Here is a 13026-nt window from a genome sequence, read left to right on the forward strand (position 1 = left end):
AGTACAATTAGGGGGAATGGAAATATTAGACGGAAAAAAAGTAAGCAACGATATTAAAGATGAAATTGCTGCCGAGGTTCAGAAAATGAAAGAACGTGGTGAGAAAGTACCACATCTGGCTGCAGTATTAGTAGGTAATGACGGGGCTAGCTTAACTTATGTTGGTAGTAAAGTAAGGGCTTGCGAGCGTATAGGTTTTGAATCTACTTTGGTTAAAATGCCAAGTACGACCAGTGAGATTGAATTGTTGGCTAAGATCAAAGAGCTAAATGAAGACGATGATATCGATGGTTTTATAGTTCAGTTACCATTACCACCACAAATTGACACCCAAAAAGTATTGTTAGCTGTAGATCCCGATAAGGATGTGGATGGTTTTCATCCTATGAATTTTGGTAAAATGGCATTAGATATGTCTACTTTTATTCCTGCTACTCCTTTTGGTATTTTAGAGCTACTAGAGCGCTATAATGTAGATACCAAAGGAAAACATACGGTGGTAATAGGTAGAAGTCATATTGTGGGTAGACCCATGAGTATATTAATGGGGCGAAAAGGTTGGCCTGGTAATTCTACGGTAACCTTAACACATAGTCATACCAAAAATATTACCCAGATTATTTCTCAGGCCGATATTGTTATTTCTGCATTGGGTGTTCCCAATTTTCTAAAAGCAGAAATGGTTAAAGATGATGCTGTGGTGATCGATGTTGGTATAACCAGGGTAACAGATGAATCCAGACCTAAGGGATATAAAATTGTAGGGGATGTAGATTTTGATAATGTAAGTAAAAAAGCTTCGTTTATCACACCAGTACCAGGTGGAGTAGGGCCAATGACAATTGCGATGTTGCTTAAGAATACCTTATTAGCTAGAGAAAGACACCGTAACATAAAATAATTAATACCTATAACGTACAAAAAATAAACCCTATGAAAGTTTAACTTTCATAGGGTTTATTTTTTGTGCTTGTAGAAAGACTTTTTTAATTACTATCCAAAAAATGTCATTACATATACAAACCAAAAATGCTAGGGCATTTGCCCTAGCGTTTTTGTTACATTTATATTTTGGTGATTATAAATTGTATGTATTTCGTATTTATTTTAGTTCTCGTTAAATTGAGTAGCATTAATATCATCCTGACCACCAGTACTGTATCCACCACTACTTGGTTGTAGATCTAATGTTAAGTTGTACGATGGTACATTAATACCCTTAGAAGTTTTAACCGTGTTAAAATCTAGGACCTGAGGTGCTTTTTCATACAAAGCATTTTGAGTAAATGTCCCGAACTTCTTCCCGTTTTTAACAGTTTCTCTCCAGTCCTTACCGTAAGCGATTTTTAAGTAGTACTCACCTTCGGGTACGTTTCTGATAAATTGAGTTGTACTACTATTGATATATGTTACACGAACTAACTCGTCGTCAGCAGTAGTTTTACCCATTTTGTACATCTTTACAACAACCTCGGTATTTTTACCTACTTTGATTTTAAGGTAATTGTCTAATTTGTAATCAAACTTACCTTTAAAGTTGAAAGATTTTGGTGTAGCACCAGACTTATATGTCTTTTTCTCCCAGCTAGAGTACTTATCTTCTCTAGTAACTGATATTGCAGTTGATGCAGGAGAACTAGTGTTTGATGAACTAGAACCATAAGAAGGAGTAGTAGACTCTATAGGAGTAGAAGCATAGCTACCACCTTGAGCGGCTCTTCTGTTTGCTTCTTCTACAGCTCTTCTTGTTTCTTCAGCTTCTGCAGAAGCTCTTCTTGCAGTCGCATCTTGAGATCTTTTTGCAGCTTCAGCATCTGCAATAGCTTTTGCAGCACTTGCTTCAGCTTCTCGTTGTAAACGCTCTGCATCAGCAATAGCTTTCCTTGCTGCTTCTTCAGCAGCTCTCTTTGCAGCTTGTGCTTGAGCAATCGCTGCTGCTGCTGCTGCCTTGGCAGCTTCTCTTTTTGCAGCTGCTTGCCTTGCAACGGCTGCTGCATCGGCAATTCTACTATCTGTAGTTAAAAGTTTTGTTGGAACAAAACCATTCATTTTTTTAAACTGGATTGCACTCCAGTCTCCGTAACCAGAATTGATTACATAAACTTGTGTTCCCTGAGGAACTTCAGCAATTGTGTTAAAGTTTAGACCTGGACCACTTCGAACTTCTAATTTCTGTGCAGACATTAGATACTCCTCTTTTTGAGCATGAGCAGTCGAGAACGTAATCACCAAAAGCAGAATAAATGTAAAAATAGACTTCATATCTCTTGTTTTTAAGTAGATTGGGTTATAATTTAAATTCAATATTATTATTTTCTTTAATCAAAATTTTTAAACAAAATTTCTAATTTACCGTCAATAATTGCATTTCAAAAAGGATGCCAAAAACGTTTTAACGTCAATTTTATCTTTAATTATGATCCTTTAATTTTAAGTAAAAAACCATATTCTTTGAAAGAACAACTAAGATGTTAACGGCTTGTTTTTCAGTGCTTTAACAAGAGTTTTCTTTACTAAAACTTCAATATTTATGATTAAAATACTGAAAAGAAAACCATTAAATCAGATTCAAAAGTAATGTTTTAATATTAAAAACACAACATGTTTTCATTTTATTTGCATAAAAATATCAATTTTTTTTCGATGATTTGTGTTTTTCACCGATTTTTTTAAGTATTACAACCGATTTACGTCTTATTTTTTCTTCGTCCTGTCGGTTTTGTGATTTTGGTGTAATTGCCCAGTGTATATGAGCATATTGTGGATATGAAGGGTAGAAGTTAAACTACATATAATAATAAGGAGTAAAATTAAATTTTCTTAATGCTTTTCCTTAATTAATTCTGGAAATTTTAATTGAAATCTTTTTAACCTTGGAATAGATATATTTCGAATGTATCCACTATTAGGGTTTCTTCTTTCATAGTCTTGGTGATATGCTTCTCCTTTCCAGAATTTTTGAAAAGGAACAACCTCTGCAGCGATCCTTCTGTTTAGTTTTTTACCTAACGCCTCTTTCTTTTTATCAATGATTTTTTTCTGCTCATCGTTTTGATAAAAAATAATTGACCTATACTGTGAGCCATGATCTGGTCCTTGACCATTTATTTGAGTTGGATTTTGAGAGCCAAAATATATATCAACCAAGGTCGAAAAAGATACTACTTCGGGATCGTAGTATATTTCTACAGCTTCTGCATGACCGGTTCTTCCTGTATTACTGCTTTCGTAAGTCGGATTTTCTGTATGTCCACCTGAGTAACCTGAGATGGATTCTTTTACTCCTTTTACACTTTCATAGATTGCTTCGACACACCAAAAGCAACCACTTGCAAAATATGCTCTTTCTAATCCATTAATTGCTTCAGTCTGAATTGGTGTTATGTTTTGAGTATTTTCTTTTTTAGTGGATTGACTATTACTTTGACAGCTTGTAAATAAGAAGGTAAGTGTCAATACTATATAAGGTATCTTTTTCATAAGTGTTTTTTGTTTATTTCTGCTTTAGTCATTTTTTTATTTAAAACCTTTCAATTGTTACATGTTAAGAAGGGTAAAATTAAAAATATAAAAATTTGCTTTTTTAAAGAGAGTTGAAATATGGGGTATGTTAAATAATATGGCTTTCGAAATATTGAAAAACCCTGTTTTCAGGGTGTGCAATAACAAGAGTGATTACTAAATTTGAGCTAAGTATACTTAGACCAGGACCTTAATGTCTATAAACTTTTAGGGATCATTTTAATTTTAAAACTTGAAACCATGTTAAGCAAAATTTTGAATTGTAAAGAAATAGTACTTACCAAAGCTCAGCAAAAAACTGTTATTGGAGGAAGAAGAAGTGGCGGGGTAGATCCTGTAAACGAATATGAGATCGATTTAGATTTGGATGCTGTTCCTTCTTTTTTGTAAAATGGTAATAAAAATCTTAAGATATTAGGTGGTACGTTGATTTTAAATAAGTAATGAAGCTACTGTTTGAAATGTCTGAGAAAACTTGAAAGATTTTTTAATTATAAAACTTGAACTTATGGTAAGTAAAATTCTAAAAATAAAAGATATTCAGCAATTAAGTAAAAATCAAAAAATTAGTATTAACGCAGGAACGTCTCTGCCATTTCCGGGAGAAGAAGATTGTGGATGTGCGGTAATGGGGTCTGGTGGATTTTTACAGATTATCGCTATGCCATGTGCTGGCACTTGTCCCGATGGAACTTCGCCTATTCGTGGTTTACATCACTAAGCTTGTATGATTAGGGTGTTGTAGATGATGGATATCTCTCATTTGATTAGGAATCTATACAATACATTGCTCAAATCTATATAAACAAATAAGAGGCCGAATTCTTTGTTTCTCAACTTAGAATTCGGCCTCATTTAAATTTATTTATAGATGTTATCCGTTCATCGAGATCAGGAATTCATCATTGTTTCTTGTTTGCTTAAAACGTTCGTTAATAAATTCCATAGCTTCTACAGGGTTCATATCTGCAAGATATTTTCGCATTACCCACATTCTTTGAATTGTTGTTTCGTCAAGCAGTATGTCATCACGACGTGTACTCGAAGAAGTAAGATCGATAGCTGGGAAAATACGACGATTAGATATTTTACGATCTAATTGAAGTTCCATATTACCAGTACCTTTAAATTCTTCGAAAATTACTTCGTCCATTTTTGATCCAGTCTCTGTTAACGCCGTCGCAATTATGGTAAGCGACCCTCCGTTTTCGATGTTACGAGCAGCTCCAAAGAAACGTTTTGGTTTGTGCAATGCATTTGCATCAACACCACCACTTAATATTTTACCACTGGCCGGTTGCACAGTATTGTATGCTCTGGCTAAACGGGTAATTGAGTCTAGTAAGATAACCACATCATGGCCACACTCTACTAATCTCTTTGCTTTTTCTAATACAATATTAGCAACTTTTACATGTTCATTAGCTTCTTTATCAAAAGTAGAAGCAATTACTTCTCCTTTTACATTACGTTGCATATCGGTAACTTCTTCAGGTCTTTCGTCAATAAGAAGAATCATTTGATATACTTCCGGATGATTTGCTGCAATTGCATTGGCAACATCCTTTAGTAACATGGTTTTACCAGTTTTGGGTTGAGATACAATCATACCTCGTTGCCCTTTTCCTATTGGGGCAAATAAATCCATTATCCTGGTGGATATAGTACTTTGTCTTTCTGCTATATTGAATTTTTCTTGCGGAAATAAAGGAGTTAAGTGTTCAAAAGAAACACGATCCCTCACCACTTGTGGATCAAGTCCATTTATTTTATTTACCTTAATAAGAGGGAAATATTTTTCTCCTTCTTTAGGTGGTCTTACTTGTCCTAAAACTGTATCTCCTGTTTTAAGGCCAAAAAGTCTTATTTGAGATTGAGATACATATATATCATCTGGAGAAGAAAGGTAGTTGTAGTCACTAGATCGCAAGAATCCATATCCATCTTGCATAATATCAAGAACTCCTTCGCTTTGGATTATTGCGTCAAATTCAAAATCGGGTTCCTTGTAGCGATTTCTGTTATCTCTGTTTCCGTGATCTCTATTCCCGTTGTCCCGATTTCCACCTTCTTTCTTGGCGTTTCTATTTTTATTCTGAGGTTTTTCTCCGCCTCTATTTCGGTTATCTTTTTTGTCTTCTCTTTTATCCTCTCTCTTGTCTTCTCTAGCTTGTTGAGGTTTGTTGCTTTCGCCACTTTCTTTGCTTTTAGGACTAGTTTTGTCTTGAGTAAACAAAGTCGCCTCTTTTTTGTTTTCTTGAGGTGCTTTTGTGTCCTTGTTTGCAGGAGATGATTCGTCTGTTTTTCGAGTTCTAGGACGTCTTTGGCGAGGATTGGTATTTTGCTTTTCAGATACCTTCTTTTCTGAAGAATCTTCTTTTATTACTTCTTTTGCCTTAGCAGGGTTTGCTGCCTGATGATCCAATATTTGGTATACCAAATCCAATTTCTTCAAGGTGCGAAATTTTGGTACATTGAGGGTTTTTGCAATCTCCTGTAATTCAGGAAGCTTTTTTGCTTTTAATTCAGAAATCTCTAACATTTAAATTTGTTGTATAATTTATGTTTTTGGTATAAATTTTCTAAAGAAGAATTCCAGGAAAATTTTATTTCGAAGGTAAATAACCTTAGTTGAGAAGGTTACATATTTGTGGTGCAAGTATACGAATTTATTTTTAATTTTTTACGCATATTTATAAAAAGAAACTCTTATTTTTGCTTTTCCGTAAGAAAAAGTTGTAATGTTACAAAGAATCCAAACCTTATACTTAATATTGGCCGCTGTGATTTCGGGTGTGCTTTGCATATATTTACCCTATGGATTGGATGAAAACGGAGCTGCTCTTTATGCTTTAGGAGATGTTTTTCTTTTAAGTATGTTTATGGGATCGGCAGTCTTATCGTTGATTGCTATTTTTTTATTTAAAAACAGGAAGCTTCAATTTGTATTGGGGCGTGTTAATATAATATTGAACTTTATTTTACTAGGAGTATTTGTTTATTGGTCGCTAACGATATCTGGAGAAACTAAAATTTCTGAGAAAGGTATTGGGATGTTGATTCCTATTATTTCTATCGTTTTATTAGTGATGGCTAACAAAGCCATTAAAAAGGATGAAAATCTCGTAAAATCTGTTGACCGATTACGATAAACCTAACATCTTAGTAGTATTAGTGCGTTAAAACCCGGAGCATGCCAACTCCGGGTTTTATTTATACTATACTTTTGATTATTTCTTGCCCAATTCAATCACCTCTAGATTTTCAATTTTACCGATATCCAAAGTGAATCTAAGCATGGTTCTTACTTTATGAAAACCATGAGTACCAGCCGCACCGGGATTCATATGCAGCAAATCATTCTTATGATCAGGGATTACCTTTAGTATATGCGAATGTCCACAGATAAATAGCTTAGGTGGATTAGATCTGATCTCTTCTCTGGTGTTTACATTATATTTTGGGGGGTATCCACCAATATGGGTTATCCATACAGAAACACCTTCGCAGATAAATCGTTGATGTAACGGAAATGTGGCTCTGGCTTTATCATTATCAATGTTGCCATAAACAGCTCTAAGAGGTTTTAATGCTTCAATAGCATCTGTGACTTTTAGATCTCCTATGTCTCCAGCATGCCAAACTTCATCTGTTTCTTTAACATAATGTAGTATGCGGTCATCAATGTAGCTATGGGTGTCACTTAGTAAAAGGATTTTTTTCACAATTGAGGTATAAAAATGATTTATAGGGTTATAAAAAAACAGAAACAACGCTGTGCTACTTATCTGTATTTTTAAAAGTATATTTGCGCTCTGCTTTATTACAAAAATAGAATACTTTGAGATATTTTTTAGAACTTTCTTATAATGGAACACCTTATCATGGATGGCAACGCCAACCCAATGCTTTATCTGTTCAAGAGGTTTTAGAAGATTCGCTGTCTACCGTGTTAAGAGTAAAAACTGAGGTTGCTGGGGCAGGAAGAACAGATACGGGAGTACATGCAAAGCAGATAATGGTACATTTTGATCATAATCATGAATTAGTGCCAGATCAATTAAAATACAAGCTTAATTCTATTTTGCCATTAGAAATAGCGGTTAAGGATATTCATTTGGTTAAAGAAGATGCTCATGCACGGTTTGATGCCGTTAGTAGATCTTATGAGTATTATATTACGTTTGCAAAAGACCCTTTTCAGATTAATAAGTCATATTATTTGAAAAAACCATTAGATTTGGATTTGATGAATGAAGCTGCTAAATTACTGTTAAACTATACTAATTTTAAATGCTTTAGTAAGTCCAAAACCGATGTAAAAACGTATAATTGTACGATAACAGAAGCAGTTTGGGTTAAAGGTAATGATCAATTGATCTTTAAAATTTCGGCTAATCGTTTTCTAAGAAATATGGTAAGAGCTATCGTAGGAACTCTTATCGAGATTGGTGAACATAAACTCAATATAGAAGATTTAATACGTATTATTAAAAACGAAGACCGTAGTCAGGCAGGATATTCGGTTCCGGCACACGGATTATATTTAACAGCGGTACATTACCCAAAAACTATATACATTTCATAGATGGCAGAAAAGAGTGGCAAAGCATTTGATTTTAAATTGTTCAGGAGATTGATTAGGCATACTAATCCTTATCGTCTGACTTTTTATTTTGTGGCATTTTCGGCTATTCTTTTGTCTATATTTGCGGTATTACGACCTTATTTATTGCAGCAAACTATTGATAGAACTATTATCCCAAAGGATAGTGAACTGCTAGTCTATTTTATTAGCATGATGTTAGGAGTTTTGTTCCTAGAGGTCATCTCACAATTCTTATTCATTTATTTCGCAAATTGGCTTGGTCAAGAAGTGATTCGTGATATCAGGGTAGCCCTTTTTAAGCATATGCTTGGGTTTAAAAAACAGTATTATGATCAATCTGCGGTTGGGAGATTGGTGACCCGGGCGGTAAGTGATATTGAGACGATTGCAAGTATTTTTAGCCAGGGATTGTTCATGATCATAAGTGATTTGTTAAAGATGCTGGTGATTTTAGGATATATGTTTTATCAAAGTTGGCAACTTACAGTGCTTGTTTTGGTTGTACTTCCTCTTATACTATATGCAACCCGAGTATTTCAGAAAAAAATGAAAGCTGCTTTCGAAGAAGTAAGGACTCAGGTTTCTAATCTTAATTCTTTTGTGCAGGAGCGCATCACTGGGATGAAAATTGTTCAATTATTTACAAGAGAAGAAACAGAATATTCTAATTTCAAAGAAATCAACGAAAAACATAAAAAAGGTTGGATAAAAACGGTTTGGTATAACTCTATATTCTTTCCGATTGCAGAAATGTCAAGCTCTGTTACCATTGGATTAATAGTTTGGTTTGGAGGATTAAGAGCGGCACAAGGTGATGTGATTACATTAGGTGTTGTTATTGCTTTTATAGAGCTTTCTCAAATGCTTTTTAGACCATTGAGACAGATTGCAGATAAGTTTAATACCTTACAAATGGGTATGGTGGCAGCTAATAGGGTATTCGCCATATTGGATACAGATTCTAAAATTGAAAATAATGGAGCGTTGCTTTTAGAACATGTAAAAGGTAAAATTTCGTTTAATAATGTTCGTTTTAGCTATGTAGAAGGAGAAGAGGTTTTAAGAGGGGTCTCATTAGATGTTAATGCTGGAGAAACTGTTGCAATTGTTGGAGCGACAGGGGCGGGTAAATCTACAATCATTAATTTATTAAGCAGATTTTATGAGATCGATAGTGGTGTTATTTCAATTGATGGTGCTCCTATTAAAAATGTGAAATTAGAATCTTTAAGGAGTCATATTGCGGTCGTATTACAGGATGTATTTTTATTTGCAGATACAATTCTTAATAATATTACTCTTAATAACCCGGATATCTCTGAAGAACAGGTTCAGCAAGCAGCCAAAGAGATAGGGATCCATGATTTTATTATGAGTCTTCCCGAGGGATATCATTATAATGTAAAAGAAAGAGGGGTAATGTTGTCCTCTGGCCAACGGCAGTTGATCTCTTTTCTAAGAGCCTATGTTACGAATCCGGGTATTTTGGTTTTGGATGAAGCTACATCCTCTGTTGATTCTCATAGCGAAGAGTTGATCCAGGATGCTACCAACAAAATTACCAAAGGGAGAACGTCTATCGTAATTGCACATCGATTGGCAACTATTAAAAATGCTGATAAGATTATTGTTATGGATCAAGGTGAAATTGTAGAGCAAGGTAATCATAATGAACTCCTTGAAATCACCGATGGCTATTATCGAAATCTTTACGAAGTTCAGTTTGCTGAAGTGTAATCATTATTTCACAGTAAAAGTGTCATAAATTTCTGTTGTTTATATGCTATGAAATAGTAAAGAAACAATAATTAGTAATAAATAACTTCCTAAAAGAATCATTAAAAATAGTAGGGTTTTGAGTAAAATTTTCTTCAAATCAATACCGTACAATCTTTTTAAAACATAGCCTATATAAAAGAAATAAACAATAAAAGGCGAAAATGACATTATAAAGTAACTGTCGATAAGAAATGTGATAGGTATTTGTAATAATGCAGTTATTCCTACAATATGCGAATATGCATATAAGTAAATCACAAAATGTTCTGTTAGATTGTATTTTTTATAATTAAGAAAAACTAATCGAGATAATAATGCAAGTATAGGAATTAAGATAAAACTTAAAACTGACTGATATTGAAAAGCCATGTCAAGACCAGTCATTTGTGATTCTAATGCCTCTTCAGAAAGAAGAGAACTCATAGTAGCAGATGTAAGTTCAAATATCCGATCTTTAACTATAAAACCATAAAGCCCAGTAATGGTAACCGATATAGCGAAATACCCAAAAGCATTCACGTACCTTTTTCTAAGCCCATGAATGTAGCCATCAATTACCACTTCGGGTTTGGTAAATAAGTGTATGAATGTTTTAAAAAAAGAATTATCAAGATTAAGAAAACGATCAATAAATTCAGCAATTAGATTTTTGAAGGTTATTCTTTTCGTTATTTTCCTGGCTCCACAATCAGGGCAAAAATTATAAACCTCTATCTGTTGCCCACAATTTTTACAGTTTGTAATAGTAATTAATTCACTCATTTAAACTAAATCGCGTTTTATGATCTCAATTAATTCTTCCTCGGTTTTAAATATTTTAAACTCACCATTTTTAATATAGGATAGTTTGCCGGTTTCTTCACTCACAACAAGTGCTAAAGCATCCGTTTTTTCTGTGATCCCTACGGCAGCCCGATGACGCAAACCAAATCGCAATGGCATCGAATTGCTGTTGGTAACGGGTAAAATAACTCGGGTGGCAACAATATGGTTATCTTCTATAATCATCGCACCATCATGAAGCGGACTATTTTTATAAAAAACACTTTCTAAAATTGGGGTATTGATAAGCATATCCATAGAATCTCCTGTGGTTTTTACAAAATCAAGAGACGTATTTCTTTTAATCACAATCAAGGCTCCGGTATTGGTTTCTCCCATACTTTTACAGGCTTCTACAATTGCTTTTACATTGGTAACACTATCTTCTGGGGTGTCTCTTATAAACTTTAATTGACGTAAAAATTTACGTCGTCTTCCAAAATTTGTAGAGCCTATCATCAGTAGAAACTTTCTGATTTCTTGCTGAAATACGACAATAAGCGCAAACATTCCTACACCTATAAACTCTCCTAATACGCTACTTAGCATTTCCATAGCTAGAAATTGAGTAAGTTTCCAAACCAGGTAAATCATTACTATTCCTATAAAAATGTTTATCGCTGCAGTACCTTTGACTAACTTGTAGATATAGTACAATAAAAAAGCTACCAGAACAATATCTAGTACATCAAGTATTCTAAGGTTGATTAAATCCAAAGTGTTAGGAGTTTTTGTAAAAATAGAAAAATTAGTGAAACCTTGTTTTGAAAAGCTAGAAAAGCGTATTCAAAATAAAGGGTAGAGCTAATTCCTTAGCAGAGTAGGTATTAAAAAAAAGCTAAACCATGTTAAGAGAGTCTATTAATGTAATACATTCGATAGCTTCTTTTACATCGTGTACCCTTATGATAGAAGCTCCGTTTTGCACAGCAATTGTGTTTAATACTGTGGTTCCATTTAATGCTTCGGCGGGAGTATTATTTAGAGTTTTGTATATCATTGATTTTCTTGAAACCCCTGTTAGAATTGGGAGGTCATGTATTTGTAAAAGAGAAAGGTTTTTCAAAAGCTCAAAATTCTGACTTGTGTTTTTTGCAAAGCCAAATCCGGGATCTATTATAATATCATGCACTCCGTTCTTTCTTGCCTCTGCAACTTTTTCTGCAAAGTAGCTATTTATTTCATGAATCATATCGGTATAGCGATCTTCTGATTTCATAGTTTGAGGTGTTCCTTTCATATGCATCATGATATAAGGTACATTTAGTTTTCCAACACAACTAATCATATCTTCATCCATGTTTCCGGCAGAAATATCATTAATTATTGCAGCACCAGCTTCGATACATTCTTTTGCAATTACACTTCTAAAGGTGTCAATTGATAATAGGATTTCGGGAAATGTGTTTGTTAATAGCTCAACAATAGGCACTATTCTTTTTCTTTCTTCTTCTATAGTAATATGATCTGCACCAGGTCTTGATGAATATGCCCCCAAGTCTACAAATGTTGCACCAGCAGTAAGCATTTTTTCTACCTGAGCCAAAATCTGAGATTCATCCTTGTAGTTACCTCCATCGTAAAACGAATCTGGAGTAAGATTTAGAATCCCCATTACTTTTGGAGTAGATAAATCAATTAAAGAACCTTTGCAGTTGATTGTCATTAGGCAGTATTTAGTTTTTTTAGTTTTTTATTTGGTATAATTCCCATATTAAAGCGAAATTTACGCAAAATTCAATAGTTATATGCAAGATACATCTACACAATATGATGCAGTTATTCATACATGTCGTGATTTATTTATTAAAAAGATGAAAGATTACGGAAGCGCATGGAGAATTCTTAGACTCCCTTCGTTGACCGATCAGATTTTTATCAAAGCACAACGCATTCGAAGCTTACAAGAAAATGAAGTAAGAAAAGTAGATGAAGGAGAAGTTTCTGAGTTTATAGGGATCATTAATTATAGTATAATGGCTTTGGTACAGATCGAAAAGGGTATTGCAGAGCAACCCGATTTATCTGTTGATGAAGCAATAAAACTATATGATAAACACGTTGATATTACAAAGAAATTAATGATAGATAAGAATCATGATTATGGAGAGGCCTGGAGAGACTTGCGTATAAGCTCGTTAACAGATTTGATTCTTCAAAAATTACTTCGTGTTAAGCAAATTGAAGATAACAAAGGAAAAACTTTGGTGAGTGAAGGTATAGATGCTAATTATCAGGACATGATTAATTATGCTGTATTTGCAATGATCCATTTAGAAGAATCGAACTTGTAA

Annotated in this window: 14 protein-coding genes; 7 read left to right on the forward strand and 7 right to left on the reverse strand. The window is 33.9% G+C overall.

The genetic code is table 11. The annotated features are described in order from the left end of the window. Window positions 1-16 precede the first annotated feature (16 nt). Window positions 17-901, forward strand: a complete 885-nt coding sequence (locus ABW637_RS17585; protein WP_367586032.1) for a bifunctional 5,10-methylenetetrahydrofolate dehydrogenase/5,10-methenyltetrahydrofolate cyclohydrolase — start codon at window positions 17-19, stop codon at window positions 899-901. Window positions 902-1107: 206 nt separating this feature from the next. Here the strand turns inward: ABW637_RS17585 and ABW637_RS17590 are convergent, their stop codons facing one another. Both ABW637_RS17590 and msrA read right to left on the reverse strand, forming a co-directional pair. After that, window positions 1108-2262 carry an SH3 domain-containing protein gene (locus ABW637_RS17590; RefSeq protein WP_367586033.1) on the reverse strand — a complete coding sequence of 385 codons (1155 nt, stop codon included), beginning with the start codon at window positions 2260-2262 and terminating at the stop codon, window positions 1108-1110. Between the two features lie 558 nt (window positions 2263-2820). Beyond that, window positions 2821-3480: a peptide-methionine (S)-S-oxide reductase MsrA gene (gene msrA / locus ABW637_RS17595; protein ID WP_367586034.1), complete on the reverse strand. Its 660-nt coding sequence runs from the start codon at window positions 3478-3480 to the stop codon at window positions 2821-2823. A gap of 282 nt (window positions 3481-3762) precedes the next feature. Here msrA and ABW637_RS17600 point away from each other — a divergent pair, with 282 nt between their 5' ends. Together ABW637_RS17600 and ABW637_RS17605 are read left to right on the forward strand one after the other, a co-directional pair. Then, complete coding sequence (locus ABW637_RS17600; protein WP_367586035.1) at window positions 3763-3912, forward strand: hypothetical protein; 150 nt, start codon at window positions 3763-3765, stop codon at window positions 3910-3912. Between the two features lie 118 nt (window positions 3913-4030). Continuing rightward, a complete protein-coding gene (locus tag ABW637_RS17605) occupies window positions 4031-4243 on the forward strand; it encodes a hypothetical protein (RefSeq protein WP_367586036.1) in 213 nt (70 codons plus the stop codon). Window positions 4244-4396: 153 nt separating this feature from the next. Here the strand turns inward: ABW637_RS17605 and rho are convergent, their stop codons facing one another. Then, window positions 4397-6064 carry a transcription termination factor Rho gene (gene rho / locus ABW637_RS17610; protein ID WP_367586037.1) on the reverse strand — a complete coding sequence of 556 codons (1668 nt, stop codon included), beginning with the start codon at window positions 6062-6064 and terminating at the stop codon, window positions 4397-4399. A gap of 199 nt (window positions 6065-6263) precedes the next feature. Between rho and ABW637_RS17615 the strand changes: the two genes are divergently transcribed. Beyond that, window positions 6264-6674, forward strand: coding sequence for a DUF4293 domain-containing protein (locus ABW637_RS17615; RefSeq protein WP_367586038.1), 411 nt, complete (start codon window positions 6264-6266; stop codon window positions 6672-6674). A 78-nt stretch (window positions 6675-6752) separates the two neighbouring features. Here the strand turns inward: ABW637_RS17615 and ABW637_RS17620 are convergent, their stop codons facing one another. Next, on the reverse strand, window positions 6753-7247 hold the full coding sequence (locus tag ABW637_RS17620) for a metallophosphoesterase family protein (protein WP_367586039.1): 495 nt from the start codon (window positions 7245-7247) through the stop codon (window positions 6753-6755). Window positions 7248-7363: 116 nt separating this feature from the next. Between ABW637_RS17620 and truA the strand changes: the two genes are divergently transcribed. Next, window positions 7364-8110, forward strand: coding sequence for a tRNA pseudouridine(38-40) synthase TruA (truA, locus tag ABW637_RS17625; protein ID WP_367586040.1), 747 nt, complete (start codon window positions 7364-7366; stop codon window positions 8108-8110). Further along, the gene (locus ABW637_RS17630) at window positions 8111-9868 is read left to right on the forward strand and encodes an ABC transporter ATP-binding protein (RefSeq protein ID WP_367586041.1); all 1758 of its coding nucleotides are present in this window, start codon (window positions 8111-8113) and stop codon (window positions 9866-9868) included. Between the two features lie 39 nt (window positions 9869-9907). On the opposite strand, the gene ABW637_RS17635 is transcribed toward ABW637_RS17630, so the two are convergent. The 3 genes from ABW637_RS17635 to folP all read right to left on the reverse strand — a co-directional run bounded on the left by ABW637_RS17635 (window position 9908) and on the right by folP (window position 12398). Beyond that, entirely contained in the window at window positions 9908-10672 is a 765-nt protein-coding gene (locus ABW637_RS17635; RefSeq protein WP_367586042.1) for a DUF3667 domain-containing protein, read from the reverse strand. Further along, window positions 10673-11449 carry a diadenylate cyclase CdaA gene (gene cdaA, locus ABW637_RS17640; RefSeq protein WP_367586043.1) on the reverse strand — a complete coding sequence of 259 codons (777 nt, stop codon included), beginning with the start codon at window positions 11447-11449 and terminating at the stop codon, window positions 10673-10675. Between the two features lie 121 nt (window positions 11450-11570). Next, complete coding sequence (gene folP, locus ABW637_RS17645) at window positions 11571-12398, reverse strand: dihydropteroate synthase (RefSeq protein ID WP_367586044.1); 828 nt, start codon at window positions 12396-12398, stop codon at window positions 11571-11573. Window positions 12399-12480: 82 nt separating this feature from the next. Here folP and ABW637_RS17650 point away from each other — a divergent pair, with 82 nt between their 5' ends. Next, window positions 12481-13026, forward strand: coding sequence for a DUF1599 domain-containing protein (locus ABW637_RS17650; protein ID WP_367586045.1), 546 nt, complete (start codon window positions 12481-12483; stop codon window positions 13024-13026).

The sequence above is a fragment of the Aquimarina penaris genome, assembly GCF_040786285.1.
Taxonomy (GTDB): Bacteria; Bacteroidota; Bacteroidia; order Flavobacteriales; family Flavobacteriaceae; genus Aquimarina.